Origin of the sequence: Bacteroides sp. 11BF, from assembly GCF_019633765.1 — a bacterium.
Classification (GTDB): Bacteria; Bacteroidota; Bacteroidia; order Bacteroidales; family Bacteroidaceae; genus Bacteroides; species Bacteroides hominis.
Map to the genome: position 1 here is coordinate 271032 of NZ_JAFKPJ010000001.1, position 24678 is coordinate 295709.

The 24678-nt window shown below is 46.5% G+C and carries 18 protein-coding genes and 1 riboswitch; of the genes, 10 read left to right on the forward strand and 8 right to left on the reverse strand.

Annotation, left to right across the window (positions count from 1 at the left end):
- The first annotated feature begins 12 nt into the window (after positions 1-12).
- Positions 13-2319: a hypothetical protein gene (locus tag JZY04_RS01185; protein ID WP_181996363.1), complete on the forward strand. Its 2307-nt coding sequence runs from the start codon at positions 13-15 to the stop codon at positions 2317-2319.
- 82 nt (positions 2320-2401) lie between these two features.
- Here the strand turns inward: JZY04_RS01185 and JZY04_RS01190 are convergent, their stop codons facing one another.
- Together JZY04_RS01190 and JZY04_RS01195 are read right to left on the reverse strand one after the other, a co-directional pair.
- Positions 2402-2617 (reverse strand): (4Fe-4S)-binding protein, encoded by a 216-nt coding sequence (locus JZY04_RS01190; RefSeq protein WP_122142429.1) that lies wholly within the window; start codon positions 2615-2617, stop codon positions 2402-2404.
- 13 nt (positions 2618-2630) lie between these two features.
- Entirely contained in the window at positions 2631-2933 is a 303-nt protein-coding gene (locus JZY04_RS01195; protein WP_032531839.1) for a GNAT family N-acetyltransferase, read from the reverse strand.
- Between the two features lie 286 nt (positions 2934-3219).
- Here JZY04_RS01195 and JZY04_RS01200 point away from each other — a divergent pair, with 286 nt between their 5' ends.
- Genes JZY04_RS01200 through JZY04_RS01215 form a run of 4 tightly spaced genes read left to right on the forward strand, consistent with a single transcriptional unit; the run spans position 3220 to position 7831 of the window.
- Positions 3220-4083 carry a FimB/Mfa2 family fimbrial subunit gene (locus JZY04_RS01200; RefSeq protein WP_122142428.1) on the forward strand — a complete coding sequence of 288 codons (864 nt, stop codon included), beginning with the start codon at positions 3220-3222 and terminating at the stop codon, positions 4081-4083.
- A gap of 43 nt (positions 4084-4126) precedes the next feature.
- Positions 4127-5212, forward strand: a complete 1086-nt coding sequence (locus JZY04_RS01205) for a FimB/Mfa2 family fimbrial subunit (protein ID WP_181996361.1) — start codon at positions 4127-4129, stop codon at positions 5210-5212.
- Between the two features lie 26 nt (positions 5213-5238).
- The gene (locus JZY04_RS01210) at positions 5239-6267 is read left to right on the forward strand and encodes a hypothetical protein (protein WP_122142426.1); all 1029 of its coding nucleotides are present in this window, start codon (positions 5239-5241) and stop codon (positions 6265-6267) included.
- A 25-nt stretch (positions 6268-6292) separates the two neighbouring features.
- Positions 6293-7831, forward strand: a complete 1539-nt coding sequence (locus JZY04_RS01215) for a FimB/Mfa2 family fimbrial subunit (RefSeq protein WP_122142425.1) — start codon at positions 6293-6295, stop codon at positions 7829-7831.
- Positions 7832-8000: 169 nt separating this feature from the next.
- Here JZY04_RS01215 and JZY04_RS01220 read toward each other — a convergent pair whose 3' ends face one another.
- The 4 genes from JZY04_RS01220 to JZY04_RS01235 form a co-directional block, all read right to left on the reverse strand.
- Positions 8001-9320, reverse strand: a complete 1320-nt coding sequence (locus JZY04_RS01220; RefSeq protein WP_250707019.1) for a DUF5074 domain-containing protein — start codon at positions 9318-9320, stop codon at positions 8001-8003.
- A gap of 69 nt (positions 9321-9389) precedes the next feature.
- Positions 9390-11432 (reverse strand): DUF5074 domain-containing protein, encoded by a 2043-nt coding sequence (locus JZY04_RS01225; RefSeq protein ID WP_122142423.1) that lies wholly within the window; start codon positions 11430-11432, stop codon positions 9390-9392.
- A 46-nt stretch (positions 11433-11478) separates the two neighbouring features.
- The gene (locus tag JZY04_RS01230; RefSeq protein ID WP_122142464.1) at positions 11479-13515 is read right to left on the reverse strand and encodes a TonB-dependent siderophore receptor; all 2037 of its coding nucleotides are present in this window, start codon (positions 13513-13515) and stop codon (positions 11479-11481) included.
- A gap of 170 nt (positions 13516-13685) precedes the next feature.
- A riboswitch (cobalamin riboswitch) is annotated at positions 13686-13895 on the reverse strand.
- Positions 13896-14644: 749 nt separating this feature from the next.
- Positions 14645-15580 (reverse strand): DUF5106 domain-containing protein, encoded by a 936-nt coding sequence (locus JZY04_RS01235; protein ID WP_122142420.1) that lies wholly within the window; start codon positions 15578-15580, stop codon positions 14645-14647.
- Positions 15581-15674: 94 nt separating this feature from the next.
- On the opposite strand from JZY04_RS01235, the gene JZY04_RS01240 reads away from it, so the two are divergent.
- Positions 15675-17513 carry a DUF5724 domain-containing protein gene (locus tag JZY04_RS01240; RefSeq protein ID WP_122142419.1) on the forward strand — a complete coding sequence of 613 codons (1839 nt, stop codon included), beginning with the start codon at positions 15675-15677 and terminating at the stop codon, positions 17511-17513.
- A 6-nt stretch (positions 17514-17519) separates the two neighbouring features.
- On the opposite strand, the gene JZY04_RS01245 is transcribed toward JZY04_RS01240, so the two are convergent.
- Positions 17520-19301, reverse strand: a complete 1782-nt coding sequence (locus JZY04_RS01245; RefSeq protein ID WP_005776358.1) for a cell wall metabolism sensor histidine kinase WalK — start codon at positions 19299-19301, stop codon at positions 17520-17522.
- Between the two features lie 230 nt (positions 19302-19531).
- Entirely contained in the window at positions 19532-20221 is a 690-nt protein-coding gene (locus tag JZY04_RS01250; protein ID WP_005776359.1) for a response regulator transcription factor, read from the reverse strand.
- A 306-nt stretch (positions 20222-20527) separates the two neighbouring features.
- On the opposite strand from JZY04_RS01250, the gene JZY04_RS01255 reads away from it, so the two are divergent.
- The 4 genes from JZY04_RS01255 (at position 20528) to JZY04_RS01270 (ending at position 24675) form a co-directional block, all read left to right on the forward strand.
- On the forward strand, positions 20528-21721 hold the full coding sequence (locus JZY04_RS01255; RefSeq protein WP_005809303.1) for a hypothetical protein: 1194 nt from the start codon (positions 20528-20530) through the stop codon (positions 21719-21721).
- 127 nt (positions 21722-21848) lie between these two features.
- Positions 21849-23324 (forward strand): capsule assembly Wzi family protein, encoded by a 1476-nt coding sequence (locus JZY04_RS01260; RefSeq protein WP_005809301.1) that lies wholly within the window; start codon positions 21849-21851, stop codon positions 23322-23324.
- Positions 23321-23704, forward strand: coding sequence for a lipocalin-like domain-containing protein (locus JZY04_RS01265; protein WP_122142418.1), 384 nt, complete (start codon positions 23321-23323; stop codon positions 23702-23704). The genes JZY04_RS01260 and JZY04_RS01265 overlap by 4 nt, the downstream gene beginning before the upstream one ends.
- Before the next feature lie 140 nt (positions 23705-23844).
- Positions 23845-24675 carry a DUF3805 domain-containing protein gene (locus JZY04_RS01270; RefSeq protein WP_005776363.1) on the forward strand — a complete coding sequence of 277 codons (831 nt, stop codon included), beginning with the start codon at positions 23845-23847 and terminating at the stop codon, positions 24673-24675.
- Positions 24676-24678 lie beyond the last annotated feature (3 nt).

Here is a 24678-nt window from a genome sequence, read left to right on the forward strand (position 1 = left end):
GAAGTAAACAAAATGATAAATCGTATCTTATTGCTGGTGCTTGTCATTGGCTACAGTATGAGAGTTGCTGCTCAGAATCGTATCGATTCCTTATTTACATCTGTTAGCCAACGCTTTTCGGGTTATCCTTCTGAACTGGTGTATTTACAGACCAGTAAGGAGATTTATGAAACGGGAGAAGATCTTTGGTTTAAAGCATATCAGCTTGATGCGAAATCATTCGGTTTGTCAACCCGGAGCAAGACACTTTATCTGCAAATGTTGAGTGATAAAGACAGTGTAGTCTGGCAAGAGAAGTATCCCACAGAAAACGGTATTGCAGACGGTCACATATATGTGGATACGAAACTGCCGGAAGGGAGTTATCGGTTGGAAGCCTATACCCGTCATTCCTATTATAAAGATACGGTCGGAATATCTCCGGTACGTAAAATCAAAGTATTAAAGAATATCAGCTATAATACTCCGGCAAAAGAGGGAGAGGAGACAGGTGATTTAAGATTCGAACTCTTCCCCGAAGGCGGAAATCTGGTTTCGGGTTTGCCGTTTTGCCTGGCGTTCAAAGTTACTGACACGAAAGGGTATCCGGTCGATGTGGAAGGGGTGCTGTGTGAAGGCAGACTTCCTCTTATGCCATTCAAAAGCAGCCATGACGGAATGGGAAAGTTACTTTTTACTCCGTTTGCCGATAAAGAATACCGGATAGAGCTGAAGGATGGACATAGTTACCTTTTGCCTGAAGTGTATAAACAAGGAGTAGCACTGCGATTATTGAAACAGGATCAGGAACAATTGGAGTTTATCATCTCTCAAACACAAGATTTGCCTGATCAGGAAGTCTGTTTGGTGGGTCAGATGCGGGGGATAGTGTGTTGTGTTGCAAAGGGAATGCTTAAAGACCGTTTGAAGATAAAGATGCCTCTGGCCGAGTTTCCTTATCAGGGGATAGTCGAGTTTACCCTCTTTGACAATGCAATGAAGCCGGTTGCCGAGAGGCTGGTGTATGTACATCCCGAAAAGAAACTGCATATTCGTATCGTACCGGAGAAGGAAAGCTACGCTCTTCGTGAAAAAGCGGCCTTACATATTAAGGTAACGGATGATAAGAACCGGCCTGTAAAAGTCAATCTGGGAATTAGCGTTTTTGATAAAGCATATAGTAATCCGGTTGATCCTGTGAATATTCTGACCCATTGCTATCTGTCGTCGCAGATACGCGGTGTAGTTCATCGTCCGTCTTATTATTTTGATGAAAAGAACAAAGACCGTGTGCAGGCAATGGATCTGTTGCTATTGACACAGGGGTGGAGACGATATATCTGGGAGTTTAATGGCCCGGTTTATCAGGGAGAAGCGTTTTTAAGCGATGATATATCAGGAGTTCAGGTTACAGGAGGCAGGAAAAAGAGCCGAGAAAAACAGGGGGATAAGCAACTTGTTCAGGTTACGGGTGCTGAAAGTAATTCTGCGTTCTTGTGGACAGACTCGGTAGGATACTTCACGATTGATACGGATCGGATGAAAGAGCTTCGCGGTGGATATATTTATCTGAAACCAATGTTGTCGAAAGAGTTTAAGCCTGAACTGGAGATCGTAGATTACTTTCCGGTGATTGACAGTGTGAGAAGAAAGAAATATCCCGGTCATTCGGTTACAGTCCGGACACAGGCGGTGAAAGAAGAGTTCGTTGATATGCCGGTTGTAAGCAGTGACAGTATAATCCTGCTGGATGAAGTCGTAGTCAGCCGTAAGGCACGCAGACCATTTAGAGATAAGTTTATGGGGCGGTTAGACAGCATGACACAGATGAGCATGGAAAATGTTTATGTTTGCGGATGTGGCTATCTGCAAAATTATAAACCCGGATATGATGCCCATCCCTGGTGGAAACCTTGTGGTGAACCGTCTGATAAAAGGACTAAACCGGTGGAAGGAAAACAGTATGAAATTGTGAAGTTCAAGCATTTGGGAGGCAATGCCTTCAGTGTTATAGACCGGCAGACTGTGACATATCACGGTCCCATATATTCTGAAAAAGAACTGCTCCGCATGAATAATCTTTGGCGTACGAAAGGGTATTATGCGCTTCGCGAATTCTATCAACCGGATGAAGTGGACATGCAGTTGCCTGTACCGGATGCCCGCAATACATTGTTTTGGTCGCCTATGGTTGTGACGGATGAGAAAGGAGAAGCCACCGTTTCGTTTTATTGTTCGGATATCAATACCGGCTTCATTGGCATGGCGGAGGGAGTGGATGGAACAGGTCTTTTAGGGAGTGATAAATGCGAATTCGGAGTGATTAGAAAAGCTAATTAAGTTTTGTAAATCATCTGTGACTACGGATAAAAACAAAAGAATCTCCGGGAACATCTTTTAAACAAGGCTCCCGGAGATTCTTTTATTTCTTTAGTTTATAACTTAGAGCCCCCGATGGACACTTCTTGATTTGAGCAATCAGTTCTTCGGTAGTAGCATTTTCCATCTTTATCCACGGACGTTCTTTCGGGTGATATACGTTAGGCAGTGTCTTTACGCAGATTCCGGTATGCCGGCAGAGTTCCGGTTGCCATACAATGGTCAGTTCGCCATTGCTGTATTCTATTTGTTTTCCCATAACTGTTTTTATATTATTGAATGTGAACACCACGAAGTACAATGCGTTTCCATTCCGGATGCTTATGTATGTATCCCGCAACGAACGGACAAAGAGGAACCAAGCGCAGACCTTGCCGTTCAATGTCAGTAAGGACTTTTTCTGCGAGCTGAGAACCTATTCCGTGACCCCCTAAAGCGGCAGGGACTTCGGTGTGCGTGAGGTAGATTTCACCATTCGAGGATTTGATGTATTCTATTCGGGGAGTATAACTTTCAATATGGAATTCATATTGATGTTTTTCTTCATTGTCTATCAGTTTATAATTTTCAGCCATAATCATTTTTCTTTTAAAAATTGTTTGATTCTACAACATTTGAAGGAGATATTTTGTTTCCTCCGATTGCCTGTTTATGAATCGTTTAAACAATTGTATACCGGTCATAATTTTAACAGATAATAATGATTCATGGCAAAACAAATATATAATCTTTCTGTTAATATTGGACAAATGCGGGGCAACAGTGCTCCGCCTGCAAAACTACCATATGGGAGTATCTTGATTTGGGATACTGATTTCTGAGTGAATGAACGAATTGTTTTATATTTAAACTTTAGAGATTATGAATGGAAGAGTAATACAGATCTTCTGCATGGTAGTTGGCATAGTACTTGCTTCCTCTTGCGGAGACGAATGTCCGGTAGAACAGCCTTACTCGGTTCGGGTATCTGTTAAGGACAAGAACTATTTGAATATATCGCAGTTTCCGCAGCTGGGCAGCGTAGACGAGAACCAGCCTTTCCGCACCTATACGGGAACTATTTATTATGCTCTGTACGATGCTTCTACCGGAGCATTGAAAAGAGAGTCGGAGATTGTTCAAATCAATGGTGAAGATAAGGAGTATACTATTTCTTTCGCCGGAATACCCGATGGTGATTATAAATTGGCTGTTTGGGGGAACCTGACTACTGATTACCCCGCCGGCATTTTGCATCAGGACGGGAAGGAGCATACGGATATTTATGTGGCAACCCGTGTCTTGCATTTCTCTCCCGAATATCAGACAGAAGAATTGACATTGGAACGTACCAAGGGAAAGCTGTTGTTACTCTGTTCCAATTTCCCGGCTGAAATAAGTCGGATAGAACAACATGTAAACCACGTTTATCAGTCGGTGGATGCCGATCTTAATTATAGCGGAAGCACGCAGGTTGACAAAAGTGTGCCATTTACCAATATGTTGGAGACATTGCTTGCACCCTCTTCGGTAGATGGACATTCAAAGTTAGCTTTAACTTTCTATGCCACCGATACGAGAGCTTCTGAATCTCCTTATTTGAAATTGCCCGAAATGGAAGTGGACATGCGGCGCAATGAAATAACTGCTGTCTCTATAGACTACAATACATCAGAAGGAATCTGGGAAATCAAGATGTTTATCCGTGGGGAATGGCTCACGATACATCGCCTGGATATCTACTGATCTCTTTTTCCTTATCTATTTATTTAAACTAAACTTTGCTATTATGAAAAAATTAATGTTTCTGGTGGCAGCAAGCCTCTTTGTATTTGCTGCTTGTTCCAACGAAGATGATCCTTCGTCTGAAGTGAATCCTGAAAATAGTGGGATTACATTTGAACTGTCCGCGGTTAATGGTCTGACAGATGGGATTGGGACCCGAATGCCGGTGTATAGCCAGGAGGCTACACAGCATGTCACTCGTGTCAGTGTTTATGCTTTTATGCAGAACGGTTCGACTTATCTGCATCAAAAGACCTATGATATCACCGGCTGGACCGATGGTACTACTTTTAAACGTTTTGCCGTTCCCGATGCTGACAAGCTTCCTGCAGGGGTATATAAGTTTTTGGCTGTAGGGCGTGACGCAAGTGACCGCTTCTCTGTGACTACGCCGACTTCCGGTAATACCAATTATACGGATATGCTTGCTACTATCGTGAATTCGGGCGATGAATCGGAAATCTTTGCTGGTTCGGCCGATGCGGAAGTAATGGCTCAGGGCGGAACTCGTGTCAGCATTGAGATGACCCGTAAGGTGGCCGGTGTACTGGGATACTTCAAGAATGTTCCTCAAGTGCTTAACGGAACCACTGTGAAGTATTTGCGTCTGAAAGTCAGCAACTCCAATCAGCAGGTGAATCTGACTAATGGTGTAGGTATCAATACTGCCGCTACTCCTTATAATATAATAGATATGGATCTTTCCGGCCAGGCTGTTTCCAACGGCGTGTATGTGGGCAACGATTTGTCCGGACAGGGAGTGGTGAAAGTGCCTAATTCACAATTGGGAGGTTCGTTCTATATGCCGGTTAGTGGCGTGAGCATGACTTTAGGACTTTATGATGCGAGTGGTACCGCTATAAAAGAGTGGACCGTGAGCGACACTAATAGTTCGGGAGCAACACAGTTTAATCTGATGGCAAATCATTTTTATGCATTAGGTGTGAAAGGTGCTACGGGTAGTGTGGATGGCGGAACACCGGGTAACCCAGGTGACGATGATGCTCCGGTAGATTTGCTGACCGATCAGAATATTGTGATCACTATCAGTCCGGCATGGGAATTGATACATAACCTGGTAATTCAGTAAAAGTAACTCAAAAACAGAATCATGGTATGGCTATGAGAAAGGCAGGCTATATAACTATCCTTCTGACGGGATTTCTGGCAACGCTCTTGTTGGGCAGCTGCTCAACAGATGATGTTGCCGAACTCCCCTTGGAAGAAGGGGTTCCGGTCCGTTTTGAAATAAAGCGGGACGGGGTCATGAGTCGTGCGCCGGGAGATGCAGCTCTCTCTGTCAACAGGATACTGATTCTGCCGTTTCGGAAAACGGATGAAGCATTGCCAAACGATGCAGCTAATTTCGTTCCGGAATATAGCGCAGCCCGACAATTGGATGTCAATTCGTTTCCGGCAGTAGTCACGATGCTTAATCTTTCAGCAGCCTCTACCTATCAGTTATTGGTGATCGGATATAATCGGAGTGATTATGATTTTGCCAGTGGCGGAGGTGCAATGAAGCGGTTTAATATCGGTTCGACTGGTAATCCGGCTACGTTGGCTAATTTGTATTTGCAACCGGTCAATCCGACGGTAGTTCCGGAGTTCTTTTCGTGTTTCGGAAACGGTTACCAGGGTACAACGTTGGTTGGCCCTGTTTTTAAACCTTCGCAAATCAATTATGTGACAGGTACACTGAAAAGGCTGGTTAGTGGTTTAACGCTCGAAGTGACCAATATTCCCGCATATGTCAACTCTATGACATTGATAGCCGAGCAACTTGTGACGGCTACCCGTGCAACGGATGGGACGGCACTGACATGGCAAACAGCCGGTGACAGCGGTACGAAGACGTTGGCTACTCAGGCACCGGTCTCGGGGAAAGTCAGTTTCAACCAGTTTCTACTGGCTATTCCGGATAGTAGAAAGACCTTGTTTTATCTGGATGTGTCTTATGGAATCTTCACCGAACGTTATACGGTGAAACTGCCAGATACTCCCGGTGTGGTTTCGGGAAACCGGATTATCTTTACTCCTAATCATTGGGTGAAAGTGACCGGAAGTTATGCGAATATCAATATAGGTTTCACTTTGGCAGGAAACATCAACTTGGATGACAATGCCTGGGATGGCCTTCAATAGAAACTGAAAGCAAAAAGAACCGGAGATGAAAACGAAAGTGATAATAATGATAAGCCTTTTTCTTTCTCTCTTCCTGACGGGATGTGAGAAAGAGCTGGTCGAAGTGCCCGGTGAAGCTCCCGGGCAACTTCCTCCGGAAGGTAAGCCTTCGGACTTGCCCGACGGATATTTTGAAGTAACCTTCTCAGCCGGATACGGAGGAGGAGATACCCGTACACCCGTCACAGGGACTGATTCACGGGTTCGCCACCTGCGTTACGTCATTTATAAGTCGACAGGTGAGTTTGTGAAAGAAAAGGTGGTGCTGAAGACTACGGATGCTGCTCCTTCCTGGCCGATGGCGGCCTTGAAAGATACGCTTCCGAAAGGACAATATACAGCTGTATTTCTGGCCAATGTAGAGAAAACACAGTTCCCGATTCCCGTTTCGGGCGGTGGAACCAACTATGCGGATGTGTTGACGAATTACCAGACAACACGTGCGAATGCCCGGATCGTGTTACCCGGTGCGGAGTTTACCGACACTTCGGAATTTTATCTGGCCAATGTATCTTTCTCGGATACCTCTGCCCAACCTTATGTACTGTTGCAGCGCATTATCAGTATGCTGAATTTGCGAAGAGTGTTTGTGGATGCACAAACCGCTTTGAATTCTCTGACCAACAATATTGTGACGCAAATAGGATATAGGAATATAATCCGGACGACGGTACAAGGCGTTTTGCCAGGGTTACTGAAAACGGCAATGGACTTGGGAGTGGTTGGTAATGCTGTCTATAATGTTGTTGGCGGACTCGATGCCGCAGTCAATCTGGTGGTGGCGGCATTGGTCGAACCGGTCGTGGATGTACTGTATGCACAACTTTTGCAAGGGTTGGTCAATCAGATAGGGCTGACTCTCTCCGGTAATGCTACGCAGAATGGTGCATTGGGAGCATTGGGCGATTTACTGAATCCCTGGAGGGGCAGTGATGCTGCTTATGCTTTAGTGACCATAAACAATTTCCCTAAGACTGTGGACTTAGACCTGAATGTGAAGGATTTCTATACGGGTAATCATCGTTTCCGGTATGGATTTACACCTACACCCGGTACGACGAATAGTGAGAAGGATATTCTGATCAGAGGTTTTCATGGTCTTTATGACGTACGGGAGATTCATGTTGCCAAACCCGGACTGATCTCCGGATTGTTGGTGGACGATGTGATTGACGGTCCGTTGTTGCTGAATGGAGTATTTGTGAATATCACAGATCCGATACAGGCAACAGTCAATACGAATTACAGGTATCGTTCGAACTATTCGTTTGTCAGCCTGGGGCTGAAATCGTATGCACAACAGAACGACGGAAACCATTCGCTGACACTCTCTGTACAGTTGAAGAATATTGCTAACCTGGATGGTATATTGGGAGGAATCCCCTTACTCGGTCCTGTGTTGAATGGAACCGTTAAATTATTGATTGGCAATATAACGGTTACCGTTCCGGTGAATCTTCCTTTGCTTGGAACCGATAACCTGACGCTGTCCGGTAGCTGGAGTACACCACCGGTGCAGTATTAAAAAATAAAAAGGGGGTGTGTCGAAATTTGTATTCACCACAGACTACACAGATAAATCAATAGATTAAGTTCGCTCTATGGAACTCTGTGTTACTCTGTGGTGAATGATGACACATCCCCTTTTTAATATGGTTATATCCTGGTATGCCGGGGACTACACCTTTTTACTTTTATTCAAAGTCGTAAGTGAAGAATACTCCCGCGGGGAAGCGAGTCGCATTTTTGTAATCCTGCACCAATTTAGTAGTACCGCTTGTGAAGTTAAATACGCCGATGCTGTTGGTCAGGTAATCGTTACCGTAACCTTTGATTGTAGTGACGTATACATCACTGTTTTTCGGATTTACTGCAAGGTTATTGTAAGTCATTGTGGCATTTTGTATGTAATCACCGATTTTAGCCAGCTCTTTGGTCTGATTCTTCGCGAAATCATGGAGATAGATAGTAGTGCTGTTGTTACCAAAATAAATGCTGTCACCTTTGGCGCTGATTGCCGGAGTAGCTCCCCAGCCGGCTGATACCTGGAAACTTCCTAATTCATTCGTTTTCAAGATTGAGTAGTCCTTAGATGATACCTTCATAATCTTTGCCGGAGTGCTGTTGACAGAAACCCATACATTACCGTCCGAAGCTTTTACAACTCCTGTCGGTGTGCCTTCCAAAGCGATGGTTTTTATCACTTTGTTATCTTTAATCACCAGCAGACTGTTGTTGGCTCCTGCAAATACTTTCTGGGCTGTTACCGCCATTCTGTTTTTTATCGCTCCGTCTGTTCCCTCTATTAAACTCAGGGAGGTTGTTGTCGGATCGAACAAGTGCACGCCGTTATTGTCGCGGATGTATACGTGTGAATCATCCAGAGCGGCTACGTGGGTAGGCCAATTGAGGTCGGCCAGTTGATCCTTGCTGAATCCTTTCTCTTTTTTCAATGTTTCGGCATTGGCAATTACAAGCATACCGTCTTCGCCGCCATTCTGAGAAATGATATACATCTTATTGTTTGCAATGAACAGGTCTTGTGATACAACTCCCAAGTGTGTACCGTTTGCTTCGAAGTATGCTTCTTCCGTCATTTCATTTTCCGGAGAAATGAAGATGAGAGAGCTGGGAGGATTGCCGAAGTTGCCTTCATTCAGAACAAAGGTTCCATATTTGTATTTGCCGTATACGGTGACCGGAAGGTTTACTCTTTTCTCTCCTACTTCCGTAGATACCACCAGAGTTACATAGTATTTTCCCGGTTCGGCTTCAGTAAAGCTGAACTCCTTATCAGTTGACTTCACCTCTCCGTTGACTTCCCATCTTACTTCGGGGTTCACGTTGCTTGTATAGTTGGCGGTCAGTGCGAGTGTTCCACCTTGGATAACTTCGGTCACTCCGCCTTCACTTTCGATGGCGATACCCGTCAGATTAGGGATGGTTTCGTCATCCGAGCAAGAAGCAAATCCTAACGCTAATGCTGTCACAAATAGCAATAGATACTTTTTCATTTTCATTTTTTGAGTCATTAAATTAAGTAATTGGTAAATGTTCATTTCTTATCTCTTTTCCACTTGGTTTTATTTCTTGTAGTGTAAATCTTCCACCGCCTGTATCTCCGTAGAGGCTTCACCCAGCCAGCCGCAGTTCTGGTTGACGGCTGTATAAATCTTCACGAAGTCGATACCGTCCAGATGAACCGGCTTGCCGTCTTTATCTACCGCCCAGTCTATCTTGAATTGAGAATACTCCGTATTGTTCGGATGGTTGTCGGCATATCCCCAGGCATAACAGTAGCCTACCCAGTGCTCGGGCATGCCCGGACGCGGCTCGTTGATGGAGTTGTCCGCCAGGCGACTTCCCCGGAATGTGATTTGGTCCGGCATCCATGCCGGATAATAAGAACCCTGGGTGTGATACGTGTTCCGGTAGATATATCCCTCTTTGCCTTGATTGTCTTTCCACTTCACATCCCCGTCTGCCGGAGTGGGACGGTAGTAAGTAATTTCGTAGTTGCGGATGGTGGCAGGCGAGTTATATTCGCTTCCAGCCAATTCGTACCACTCATCATCCGGCTGTCCGTTGCCATTCGTGTCTTTGGATACGAGTACGATTCCCGGTTCGGAGTTTCCTCCGGGTTTATCCAGCAGCGTGCCATACATATCATAATAGGCGTTGCCGTATATCTTGAAGTCATATTCACCGGGGACGTTGGGGATGGTGTGGTCGAATCCCACGGTAATGTTGCCCCCGAATCCTCCGAGAGTGAAGAGGCAGGTGGTGCGGTCCTGCAGCAGTTCGGTGGCGCGTGCCAATACCTGAACGTCGGTGAATCCCTCTTCGTAAGCTGTATAAGAGGTATTCATATATTGTGATGGCGCCGGATTATACTCCAATACTTTATTGGCGAAGGCACCTGCTTCCGGGTCTGCGGGATTTTCGTCGGGATTGCCTTGCGAGGCTTTGTTCCGGAACAGGACGGTATTGGAGTTGATTCCCACATTGGGCAGCTTAAATATAAGTTGTCCCTGCGGGCTGAAGCAGAGCACATCACCTTTCACCTTGTAGTCGTAAGCGTCGGTGATGTAGATGTTTCCGCTGTAAGGGTTGACACTGATGCTGTAAGGAGTACGTATCGTGGTGCCGTCCGTGATGAAGTTTTCCCGTTCCGTCTTTCCGGTTTTCAGGTTGAACACTTTTATTTGCGAGTCCTGAGTCCGGTAATCATAATTGTATAAATAGGCCATGTTGTCGTGGATGGTGAAACTCAACACCTTTTCGTCGAAGGTCCGTACCACTTGATCGGTATGACCGTCTATTTGCACGAAGTGATAGTCCCCCGCTTCGATATTCTCGCCGTGCGTGGCTACATAGATGTTTCCGTCCGGTCCGGCCTGTATCTTTCCCGGATTAGGACCTACTTCTATCTTCTTGATTTCGGTAAAAGAAGGGATGTCGATCACAGAGACCGTACGGTCTACCCCGATGCCTTCCCAGTCCAGGCCTCCGGAGTTGGAGACATACAACTTCCCGTTCTGCACACAAATGCCGTCGGGATTCCTGCCTGCCCGGGTCAGTGCATCGATAGAGAGGGAAGCGGTATCTATCCGCGCAACGGTTCCGTCAAAGGAGCATACGTATGCTTTTCCTCCCTCGAAGGCGATGTTACGGGGTTGCCGCGAACTGCCGTTCTCCGATAACATCGGTATCTGTTTGACAGACTTTCCGCTTTGCAAGTCGACTACTTCTATCTGGCTCGATACATTGACTACGATATAGAGTTTGCTGCCATAGATGGCCATATCGTTGGCGGTATCTCCCAGGCCGCGTCGGTTGATGCTGCGGAAGTAGTCGGTATTCAGCTGATTGTTCTTGAAGGAATACAAAGCGAGCGAACTGTTGTTCAGGTTGAAGAGCCCTTCGCTGAGAATGTAGAGTTCGGCTGTTCCGGTTTCGACAGGCATACCGTCGCCACCGCCCGAAGGAGTATCCGTATCTTCCAGGTCGTCACACGAGGCGAAGAGAAGCAGGAAGAGGAGGAAAAGGAAGCTCCCGCCTCCAACTCCTCTCCGGAAACGAGGAGAAGAATTGCTTCTGCTGTTATTAAATGGGTTCATTTTCATATTGCTGTTTCTTTTGATAATTACTGATTCAATGTCTGAAGTATCTTTAGTATCTTACTTTCATCGTCACTCTCACTGAGCGTCCCGGCATGGGGAAGTTTTTTACTATCTCGTAATTCTTGTCCAGTAGGTTCAGCACTTCCACTGTCAGGGATGTGTTTACATTACGGATGCGCTGATCGCGGCTGACGGATACACTATGGTCGCTGTAACTGTCCAGCCGGTTTTCGCGGAGGTTCTGCCCCAGCATATAGCGCTTGCCCGAAAAGAGGAACGAGTAGGAGAGGTTCACCCACGGAGTCTCGATACCGGCTTGTCCCGATCCGGATACGCGGGGTGTATAAGCGATTTGTTGCTTGTAGGTTTTTCCTCCCGGTTCGGTCATATCCAATGCGTGCTGGTAAGTGTAGTTCCCCGAAAGGTTCACCCGTAGTTTCTCCCAGGGTTGCAGACTGATGTTTCCGGCAACGTCGATTCCTTTGATGTCCACTTTGCCGAGGTTCACCATGCTCCATATAAAGAGGTTCTTGGTGGGTATGGCTATGATTTTATCTTTCACCTTATTATAGTAAGCATCTGCCGTGACGGATACATAGGGGATCAGTTCATTGATCGACCGGCTGTATGTCAGTCCTAAGTTGTATTGCGTCGTGCTTTCCGGTTTCAGGTTCGTGTTGCCCACCTGTCCGTAGTACAGGTCGTTGAAGCTGGGCAACCGGAAGATGTCTTTATAGAACAGGCGGATGCGGAACTCTTCGCCGGCAAAGGGCTTGAACGACGCGCTGACGTACGGAGAGAGTTTCCGTCGGTTGGCTGCGGCGCTGCCTTGGCGCACCTCCTCGTTGATGACCGTTGCCAGTACCGAGGCCGAAGCGGTCAACCAGTCGTTGACGTATTTTCCGGCAAAGGCCGTCAACCACGAATAGCGGGTAGGATATGCGAAATCTTTCAGGTTCGCGTTCAGCCGGTTGATGCTCCCATCCGTCGAGAGTGAAAATGAGAGGTTGCTGAGCATCCGGTAGAGAGCCGAAGCCGAGAGGTAATACTCTTGTTGATAATAACTGTTTTCCGTTTTGCCTTCCGAACCTTTATAATCAGGATCGAGGTAACGTTGATAGCTCCAGTTCCACTTAGCCGAAGTCTGGAAAACCCATTGGCGGTTGAACTCCTTCTTATATTGGCTTTGCACGAAGACATTCTTGTCCCAGAGGTGCTGTGAAGAGTAGTCGTAATAATAAGTGGTGGCATTGGGCAGTCCGCGGGACGACTGATAATAGTAGGCTTTCAGCCGCCATTGTTCCGTATCCGAAAAGTTGCCGAATAATCCCGCTTCGGCACGGAGGTTTTTCACTTCCGTGTTTTTCCGTTTCTCGCGCGAGCTCAGGTCATTGTTTTCGCCATAATGCAATGTGAAAGGGTAGTGCCCGTCAGCCGACATCCACTCGCCGTTGGCGGAGAGCACCCATTTCCGGCTCAGTTTCTGTTCGATCAGGAGAGACGGATTGACCAGTCCCCACGAACCCGTTTTGAACGAGGCGCTCAGGTTGGTACGCCGGTTGTCTTTGAATTGCGGTGTCAGCGTCTGTATGTTCAGTATCCCGGCGGAAGCGAAAAACCTTGCGGGCTGAAAGATATTATCACTCTGTCCGTTGCTGAGCGAGAGGCGGTCTACATTGTCCAGTGAGAAGCGTCCGATGTCGATCTGCCCCGTCTGGCAGTCGCTGATCGTTATTCCGTCATATCCCACGGCGGTATGCTCGGCTCCGAGGCTTCGCAATGAAACGGTTTTCAGTCCGCCAATGCCGCCGTAGTCTTTCACCGTAACTCCGGCAAAGTGCTTCACGGCATCCGATACTTGCAATACGTTGAGGCTTTTGAGTTCTTCTTTAGAGAACACTTGGGTGGGAGCCATCGCTCTTACTTCGCGGGTGTGGTAAGCTTCGGCAACGGTTACTTCGGGGATTGAATAAGTACGGGCGGTATCTGCTTTCTGCTGTTGGGCGAAAAGTGAAACGGTAAGCCCCTGGCAGCAACAGAAAGCAACACAGACGTGTAGTAGCTTAGGCAATCTAAATATATTCATCTTCGTTTTTTTACTGTTAAAATGTCCGGACGAAGTCACTTCGGCCGGACATACTAAATAAACTTGGCAGAGTTTATTATCATAACTTACTTTCTCTGAATCAGAGTGATGAATGAAATGACGGATGGAATAATTCCGGCTCATTAGACTCAACGCTTTTTCCTCGAAAGCAATGAAATAGATGCACAGGCAGGTCTTCTGACTCGTTTCTGTTGATAAGCGCCTTCCCAGGAAAACGTTTCCCAGTGGCAAGTGGTGGTTGCTTACAACAATTTGATGTGAAACTTACAGCAGCGGGACTGTTCAGGATTTGCACCTGATTCCCTTTTAATTGCATCCCCGGTACACGGAGAATACAAACCAATGCACTGCAAAGATAAAAAGAATATTAGAAATAGCATAATAATTTGTGATTATTCGTTATGCATTGCGGAACGGACGGAGCAACATCGGACAGGTCGTCCGGATAGTGTCAGGCAGCACATTGGAATGACTTAGATAGGCGATGCCATTTATCTTGATTCCGGAGGGTTATGATGGCAGAATGATGGTTAATCAGCCTTTTGACTGACACACTCTTTCTTTAAAACGGATGAACCGGAGGGAAAACAAGGGGAAAGCCGGCCTTTTCTGTTCCGAAAGCCGGGCTTTGGGTGGATTAGAGTCGGGGTTTTGCGGAAAAGCAGTATGCATTCACTCCAAAAGACGGTTACATTTGCCCCGAAAGAAGTAAGCATTTTCCGAAAATGCTTACTTCTTTTTCAAATATCTCTATATGTTATGCTCCATTACATATGTTGTTATGAAAACCGGGGCTTATAGCTCCGGATTTTGCTCCGGTTGCTCACCCGATATGATCGTTCCGGAAGTGTCGGAAAGAGATGGTTTCAAGGTTAAAACCTGCTTTATGGACGGAACACTTTCCGGTCTCTTTCTTTCGGTAAACAAAAGTGGGAAATTACGGGCAAAGAGATAACCGGTAAATCGAATTGGAGACGTTTTTGAGAGGCGTATCGTGCGTCGGGCCGAAAGAATGGAAAATAGAGAGGCCGGATTATCATTCTGTCAAAATGATAATCCGACCTTCTCCGCATCTTTGGGGCAAATGCTCCGTTCCGGTATGTTTTTCTTAACCGCGCTCTGCCAGATATTGCTCTACCTTTTGCAGGGTGGCGTCTTTCAACAATACGGTTTTGTTCTTATCCAGTAAGTAGAGGGTGGGAATAGCCCTCAGGTCATACAGGTTTTTGTTTTTGATGACCAGCTCCTTATCGTATCCGTTGGTCCATTCTTTCGCGAAATCGCTCCGGTGCTTTTTCCATTCATCCAGTTCTTCATCCGGATAGAGAGACAGCACCTTCAGCTTCTTGTCGGCTATGAACCCGTTGATGACCGGAGAACTCTTTAGCCCTTCTATCATCTCAGAGCAGGCGTGGCAGCCGGGATTGTTGATAAACAGTAACGTGTATTCCGCCGGGAACTGATAAAGCGTACCCTTTGCACCCGAATCCAGTGTATAGGTGAAGTTGAGGGCTTTTGTGCCCAACCGGTTCTTTTGTGCCAGTTCCAGCCGCGCCTGCGGACGTATCTTTTCCGTTTCATTCAGCATGGGAGAGGCTGTCAGAACTTCCAGCACGGGGATGTAAAGCTCCTCGTTACGCATAGGCGAGTTAGGGTCGTAGAGGTATTTATCGGCCAGTTCCGCAAAGAAGTCCAGCATCTTTTTGTTTTTCCCGGCCCGGCCGATCGTCTCTTTTATGGCAGTTTGCGCATCGGACAAGGGCACATGTTCCAACAAATCGCAATAATCCACCCAAGCCTGTTCGGCAACGTCGATCTGACTGACGTAGGTGGTGTCTGTAAAGTCAAAGCGATCCCAATAGTGCTTTACCATATAATCTGCCCGTTGCGACACCGTGTTCAGCACTACGGGTATGTCGGGTAAATTGAAAACTTTAACCGTATCTTGCTTTCCGTTCTGCTCCTGGCTGGCCGCGGGGCCGCTTTTACAGGCAGTAAGCACCAATAACAGTATAAATGAAAGGTATTTTACATTGCTTATCATAATCTTTTGTTTTGATATGGGACAAAGATAGTATTTTTATTCTATATTTGTACTCAGTGATGAAAACGTTATACACACAACAAACAAGTCAGACATGAAGAATAAAAAAGGACAACCAACTACAGAGGCAATCTTTAAAGGAATACAGTCAGGAGAAGTATTTGATCTTTTTGACAAACTGCAATATCAGATCGTAATTCATGGTGAATTGACCTATAGCGATCCCTGGGGGGAGGTGCATTTGTTCAAAGAACAGTTTGAAAGTGCGAAGCATGATTCGGATTCACCAACAGCGATAGGGTGCTATCCGTTTGCCGATGTATGGATACGGTTTTATGAAGAAGAAGTGCGTGATTACTCACTTCTGTTGGAAATGTGCCTTATGGCGTCACATTCGCGGACTTGTGTCTGGCGCAAAGGTTTCGGTACGTTACTTGATAAATTATACGGAGAAATCCCTCTGGCGCCATACGAACAGGCATTGGAGCGCCTTGAACATCCCTATGCACTGAGTGAGATTCTCTGGGCATTGGAGTGGGATTACCGCGACCAGGAGGTGTATCTGAAGTATTCACACTACGTCCTGCTTCATTTGCTTCCGATGCTTACTCCCAGGAATATCACCTTTCTGTACAGCGTCCGCGAATGGTATGGTTCCTCCCACGATTATCGTGTCGTACTGGTTCATTGCTATTGGATAGATTGCTGGCTGAAACATCCGAAACGTTTACTGACGGATAATGAGTTTATAACCGATTTCAAGATCCGCTACGAGTTGTACCGCTTGTGTAATTTCCTTTCTTATAAGGTAGAGCCTTATCCGGTTGAGTTTCCCATTCGTGCCGTCGATTTCGGCAGGGCCTACCAGATGGGACTTCTGTCCGAAGATGCCTTGATCACCGAACTGATGGATCGCCCGCTTTCGCCTACGCTGATAGAGGAGGCCGCGGGCTTTTTTTATCAGAAAAAGGGAAAGGACGGACGGATATATACCGACTGCCGGGATTATGATTTCAGCGGATTTAAGAAAGTGCTGGAAAAGGTGACCGTACGCATTCTGGACATCGAACTGGAACGGGGGAAAGCCCGTACCGATGTTACTTCGCTGGCCCAGAAACTGGACGGGGTGTTCGGTGCCGAAGTGATGATCCGCCTGCTGAGCCTGATGGGGAAGGAGAAGTTCATACGACTGGACAAGTGGTACTATGATACCAGCGAAAGCCGTATCGGCATGTTCTGCAACCTGATGCTTCATTGTGCCCCTCTGCCTACGGACACACCGGAATGGTTGAAGATGCTTGCCGAACGTGCCGGCATTACTCCGAAGCGCATGGTCGAGATGGCTGTATATTCCCCCCGTTGGCTCAGGATGACGGAAGAGGCTATCGGTTGGGAAGGGCTGACCGCTGCGGCCGACTTCTTCTATGCTTATACCAGGGAGTACCATCGGGATATGGAAGAGTCGAGATTTACGCCTTACACCACCCTTTCGGCCTTGGAGATTTCTATGGGTGTGCTGGATACGGCATGGTTCTGGTCGGTATACAATACGCTGGGGCGCGAACGTTACGAAAAGGTTTTTGCGGCATCCAAGGCCATTACGGATTCGGCCGGGGTATATAGCAGACTTCGGAAATACACCGATGCGCTTGTCGGGAAGTATACGGTAGAGCAATTGGAAGGCTTGGTGATGGATAACCGGAACAAAGATTGGGTGCGTGCCTATCCGCTTGCCCCGTTTACGGGAAAAGCCCGGAAGAAGGAGGTGACCGAACGGCTCCGCTTCCTCAAGGCTTTCTGGATAAGCAGTGATTCTCTGTCCGGACGCCATTCCACCGAAAAAGAGGCTGTGCAGGTAGCTATAGACAACTTGTCCGGAAACTCCGGATTGGAGAATCTGGACACTAAATGGTTTAAAGACAGAGTGTGGTGACAGGATTTACTTTTCTTTAGCCAAAGTAAATACAAACTCCAGTCCGCCGCCTTGGCTGTTTTTGGCCGAAATGCTTCCACCGTGGATGATGACCGCATTCTTGACAATGGCCAGGCCAAGCCCTGTACCTCCCAACTTGCGTGAGCGTCCTTTGTCCACCCGGTAGAAGCGTTCGAAAAGACGGTTCAGATGTTCGGGCGATACGCCTATGCCTGTGTCGGCAAAGCTGAAGTAGTAGAAGTTCTCGTCTTCGCGGAAACAATTGATGTGGATGTGGATATTGTTTCCGGCATAAGCGATGGCATTGTCCATCAGGTTGCGGAAGATGGAGTAGAGCAATGAGTAGTTGCCCCGCATCTGAATCTCCTTTTTCAGTGAGTTGACAACCGTGATATGCTTCTCTTCCAGCTCCAATGACACTTCGTTCACGATGTTGGTCACCAGTACGCTGATGTCCACCTTTTCCATGTCGATCATGTTGGCGGCTTCGTCCATGCGGGTCAGCACGGAGATGTCGCGCAGCAACCGGCTCAGGCGGTTGCTTTGTGCATAGCAGCGTTCAAGGAAGACGTTGATCTTTTCTCTTGGGATATTTTCGTTGTTGACGATGGTTTCCAGATAACCCTGGATGCTGCTGACCGGGGTCTTCAGCTCGTGGGCAATGTTTTGTGTCAGTTGCCGTTTCAGACGGATTTGCTCCTCTTCCTGAGTGACATCGTTGATACTGATTTCAAAACTCATATCCTGGAAGATGATGCACTCCACAATGAAGGTCTTTCCGTTCTTGTTGATCGTGATGGACATCCGTTTCTCTTCTTTGCCGACGGGGCGTTTGGGAGCTTTGTTGATGAAGTCCGTTATCTCTTTCAGTTCGCTGATGTTGAATACCTCTTCTGCCGTTTCAAGGTTTGAGTCCGATATCAGGTTGCTGTATTGTGTAAACAGGTTGTTTACCAGAATCTCTTTCTTGTCTTTGCTGAATACCCCCAGTCCCTCGTGCGAAATCTGGAGGTGTGTGATCAGCTTCTCTCTTTCTATGTAGAGTGCTTCCTTCGTTTCGTGGAGGCGTTTGTATATCTGGATGATATGTTGCGAGATCTCTCCCAGTTCGTTGTGGGGGAAGGCGGACTGCATCGCCATTTCGATAGGCTCGTTACGGTCGGCGCGCATGGCGAACTCCCGGAGTTGATTGATGGAAGTACCCAGTTTGTTGGTGAACTTATAGAAGATGACCATTAGCAACAGAGTGACGATAGCGGTGAACCAGATGTAGTGTGGGTCTGCCTTCAGGTTATTGATCAGGCTGACGCTGTAGGGCAGAGCCGAGCGGATGATATAATCTTTATATAAGGTAGCGGAGTAGAAATAGGGGACTCCGGTGGTTTCGGAGGTACGGCGAACATCGAAACCGATGCCGTTATGCAGGGCTTTCTGTATCTCTTCGCGTCCGATGTGGTTGCCTAACTGTCCCGTGTTCTGCTCCTGGCTATCGAAAAGAACTTTTCCTTCAAGATTGACTACGGTGATGCGTAAGTCTTTCAGTACGTTATGACGTAGGTAATCGGTGATTATTGGAGTCATATCCTGAGGGTGGTCGTATAGCTTTTCGTACAGCAGGTTGTTGCAGTCCTGCAATTGTATGTTCAGTAACTCTACTTTATACTCTTTCTCCCGCTGATACTGATAGGCCATGAAGCAAGCCGCGAAGACCAGAAACAGGGAGATGACCGAAAGAAATAACTTCCGGCTGAAAGAGAGAAAATGCTTTTGGGTGACAGGTAGGTTCATACAAATTTGGTTTTTAAGTTGGATTCACCACAGAGTAACACAGAGGACACGGAGTTTTTTTTAGACATAAGAACAAAAGAACAGATGATTCTTTATTCATTTGTTTTTGAGTTTAATTCACCACGGAGGACACAGAGGACACAGAGAATATCTTTCTCTTAAACATCTTAATAAACAAGAGATTAAAACTCTGTGTCCTCCGTGTACTCTGTGGTGAATCGTATTCATTTCTATTCCGTTTCGAAACAATAACCGTATCCCAACCGGGTGACGATACGTTTACCATAAATGCCGATCTTTTTTCTCAGTCGGGTGATGTTGACGTCGATGGTGCGGTCCAGTACGTAGACTTCGTCGCTCCAGATACGGCTCAGGATGTCTTCGCGAGAGAAAACACGTCCTTTGTTCTGTAGCAGCAGGAAGAGGATTTCGAATTCCTTTTTGGTCAGCGGCACTTCTTCACCATCGATGCTTACTTTCTTTTTAGTGATATCGATTACCAGTGACTGATAACTGAGCTGTTCCGGTACCTTTTCCATATCCGAAGTGGCGGTACGACGTAACACGGCTTTCACGCGGGCAATGACCTCACGCAGTGAGAAAGGTTTCGATATATAGTCGTCTGCCCCCAGATTGAATCCGGTGACGGTATCGTTTTCCGTATCTTTGGCAGTAATGAATATGATGGGAACCTGAGCTGTCTTTTTATCTTTCTTCAGGATATTGGCCATCTTGAATCCGGAGATTTCTCCCATCATCACGTCCAATAGCAGCAGGTGATAACTGCTGATATTCATTTTCAGAGCTTCTTCGGCAGAATTGGCTGTATCTACTTCATACCCTTCGTTCTCAAGATTGAACTTCAGAATCTCACAGAGGTCTTCTTCGTCGTCGACCACTAAAATACGGTAATCGTTCATTGTATTCTTTGTTAATGTAATGCTACAAAGTTAAACTTTATTCCTTTTTCTTTTGCAAAGATGGAGGCTTTTTGTTACGAGGGGGTGAAACACGTATTACGATTTGATTACATTTTATCCCCTCTGAGAGCCTCTATAGGCTGATGCGGTTGGTTTTAAACCCGACAGTGCCTACCTTTTAAACCAAAGTTCTCTTGGTTTTAAACTAACGACATCTTGGTTTTAAACCAACAATCCGCAGGTTCGGAGATACTTTATCAACAAAAAAGTCGTATCTTTGTTATGTCAATAAATTGAAATGCCACAATGATTAAGATAGATTTCAGGCAACGCAAACGTGAAGTGCTTTGGACGGTTGTCGCTTTGTTCTTTATAGCAATAGGCGTGTCCGTGTTTAAGTTCTCTTCTGCTACTTCCGGTTTTGAGATAACCGATGAACTGGGAGGGAACATTTTTCCTTCGGCCATCCTTTCGGTGGCAACGACTGATGCCCAGGTCATTCAGCCGGGTGACTCCGTATACTTGGGCAATCCCAAATCATGCATTGCCATCAAGGTAAAGTCCCGTTCCGCCTATAGCCGTGTGCGGATTGACGTAGCCGAAACCCCTTTCTTTTCCCGTTCCGTGTCGGAGTTTGTGCTCAACAAGCCCCGTACCGAGTATACGATTTATCCCGATATCATCTGGAACTATGAAGCGCTAAAGAATAACAACCAGGCAGAACCCATCAGCGTAGCCGTTACGGTAGAGATGAATGGGGAAGATCTGGGACAGCGAGTGCGTACCTTCTCTGTACGCAGTGTCAACGAGTGCCTGCTGGGGTATGTGACGAATGGTACGAAATTCCATGATACGGGTATTTTCTTTGCTGCTTATGTCAACGAAGAAAATCCGATGATCGACCAGCTGCTGCGCGAAGCATTGAATACCCGTATCGTCAACCGCTTTCTGGGCTATCAGAATCCGGCTCCCGGAGCTGTGGATAAGCAGGTATATGCGTTATGGAACGTTTTGCAGAAACGTAAATTCCGCTATAGTTCGGTGTCGAACACCAGCCTTTCCAGCAATGTGGTCTATTCGCAGCGTGTGCGTACATTTGATGATGCACTGGAGTCGTCACAGATCAACTGTGTGGATGGCAGTGTCTTGTTTGCCTCTTTGCTCCGTGCCATTAATATCGAACCGATTCTGGTGCGTACTCCCGGCCATATGTTCGTGGGATATTATACCGACAATTCGCATAAGGATATGAATTTCCTGGAAACAACCATGATAGGCGATGTTGATTTGGACGACTTCTTCCCGGACGAGCAGTTAGACTCCACCATGGTAGGCAAATCACAGAATCAGATGTCCCTGCTCACTTTCGAGAAGTCGAAGCAATATGCCAATAAGAAGTATAAAGAGAATGAAAAGGGTATCCATTCCGGTAAACTGAACTATATGTTCCTTGAAATATCGAAAGATGTACGCAGGAGAATACAGCCGATAGGGAAGTGAATCACTATTCCCGTTGTCTGGTTCGTAGCTAAATAATCCTAATAAAACTCTGATATATCGATGAGTTTCGCCTCTTTGTTGTATTTTTGCCGTTCAATATTTGGATATATTCCAAACACACGTTAGAATGAAACGAAGAAACTATTTCATTATCAGCTGCTTGATGCTGATAGCCCCTGCCACTGTGCAGGCGCAGTTTGACAAAGGCCTAAACTATAAGATTGAAACCAGTGCAACTGTAAGTGGTGGACACAATACGCCTTTCTGGCTCGTGGCAAATAAGCATGGGCTGTCGTCTATTCGTAAAAACAATGCTTACTTGGATGCAGGAATCTTTCGGGATTTGGAGAAGGATAAAAAGTTCTCTTATGCTTTTGGATTGGAAATGGTCGGTGCGAGTCGCTTCACGTCTAAGTTCTTCATTCAACAGGCCTATGTAGACTTGCGTTATCGAGGGATGGAAATCAGTGTCGGCAGTAAGGAGCGTGGCAACGAAATGAAAAATGACCAGTTGAGTTCCGGTAGCATGACTTTTTCTACCAATGCCCGTCCCATCCCGCAGGTTCGGATTTCAATTCCCGAATATATACCTTTTCCATGGACCAAACATTGGTTGCATATAAAGGGACATGTGGCTTATGGAATGTTTACGGATGAAAAGTTTCAGGAGCGTTTCACGGACGGACGTTCTAAATATACGAAAGAGACGTTGTTTCACTCGAAAGCGGCTTTCCTGAAAGTCGAGAACCTGGAGAAATCACCGGTTTCGGTGGAGTTGGGTATTGAAATGGCGGCCCAGTTCGGAGGCGATTGCTATTATCCGGACGGAACGGTGTTGCGCACACCGGACAGTTGGAAGGACTTTTTCCGTATTTTCTTTCCGAGTAATGGAGACAGTGGCGCATCGGAGAGTGACCAGATCAATATTCTGGGAAACCATGTAGGCAGTTACAGTGCTGCTGTGGGGTATCATTTCCCGACCTGGAAAGTAAAAGCATATTGGGAGCACTTTTTCGAAGACCGTTCGGGGATGACGCTGACTTACGGTATGTGGCGTGATTGTCTGACCGGATTGGAGGTGACCTTACCGGAGAATCCTTTTGTGAAGACGGTTGTCGGAGAGTTTTTGTATACGAAGCACCAGTCAGGCGCTTTCCATTATTTTGCTACTCCGGCTATTGATCATTCATTTACCGGGGCTGATAATTATTACAATAACTCGCAGTATGCCGGTTGGGAACATTGGGGACAGGGGATCGGCAATCCGCTGGTTACCTCGCCTATATATAATAAGGATGGAAATCTGGCTTTTGAAAGTAACCGTGTTAAAGGATTCCATATCGGGCTGAACGGCAGTCCGACTCCGGAGATAGATTACCGGATTCTGGTAAGTGTAGCCAAGCATTGGGGAACTTACGGAAGTCCTTACCGGACTATCAGGAGAAACCAGAACGGATTGTTGGAGGTGACTTATAAACCCGAACAGATTCCGGGATGGAGCTTCACACTGGCCGGTGCGGTGGATGGAGGTAATATGTTGGGAGAGAGCTGGGGCGGTATGCTCACCATTCGTAAAACAGGTTTAATTGGTAAGAAGAAATGAAAAAAGGAATCCTATTATTGTTCGTCGCCCTGATGACTTTTACGTCTTGTGGAGAGAAGTTCGGGCATCGCTATCTGGATGGGATGTGGCAGATGCAGCGTATAGAATATAAAGATGGTAATGCGGAAACTCCGCTGGACACTTATTTCAGTTTCCAGATGGACATTATCAATCTGAAGAAGTTGGGGTATGGTGAGTTCTATGGGACATATACCTACGAGAACGATTCTATGCATATACAGATACTTGACGCTACGGCGGAACAGATGAAAACTTTCGGCATGGATGCCCGGGTACAGGATTTTGCCGTAGAGAAACTGAACAGTAACAAATTGATTCTCCGGTCGGACTATGCCCGTCTGGAGTTAAGAAAATATTGAGGACGCTAAAAGCTGTCTTCATTCATAGATGATGATTGGAACAGCCGGTTCGTGAGAATCGGCTGTTTTTTTATTCTATTTTTTGCATATCAGCGTTGGGATTGTTACTTTTGTGAGGTTATCAACATTCAGTAAGCAATATGATACAAGGTAAGAAATTTATCTCTCCGGGAACATGGTTCTCAATGATATATCCGTCAGATTGGAGCGAATTTGAAGACGGCGAAGGCTCCTTCCTCTTTTATAATCCCGAACTTTGGACGGGTAATTTCCGTATCTCGGCCTATAAAGCGGATGCTGCTGCTCAAGGTGGCATGAATTATGGAAAGGACTCCATCCGTCAAGAACTCAAGGAAAATCCTTCGGCCTCCTTGGTGAAGGTGGGGCAACTGGAGTGTGCCTATAGTAAAGAGATGTTTGAGGAAGAAGGTACCTATTACACCAGCCATCTTTGGGTGACAGGCATTGACAATGTGGCCTTTGAATGTTCGTTCACCGTACCGAAAGGAGAGCGTGTGGAGGAGGCGGAAAAGATCATATCCAGCCTTGAAATTCGTAAAGACGGACAGAAGTATCCCGCAGAAGTAATTCCCATTCGCCTTTCTGAAATCTATCAGGTGAACGAGGCTTATGAGTGGGTGACAGATACAGTGAAGACACAGCTGAAGAAGGACTTTCAGGGTGTGGAGGAAGACCTCGAAAAGATACAGGAGGTGATTGACAGCGGTGTCCTTTCGCCCAAAAAGAAAGAGCCCTGGCTGGCATTCGGTATTGCCATCTGCACGATTCTGGCTAATGAAGTGGAAGGCATGGAATGGATGACGCTGGTTGACGGTAACCGGGAAGTACCGGTGCTTCGGTATAAAGATGCGGAACATCTGATTGATCCGATGAAACTGTTGTGGAGCCGGGTGAAAGCCGGAGAAAGATGCGAGGTGGCAGAGGCATATAAGAAAGCACTGGCACACTAACCA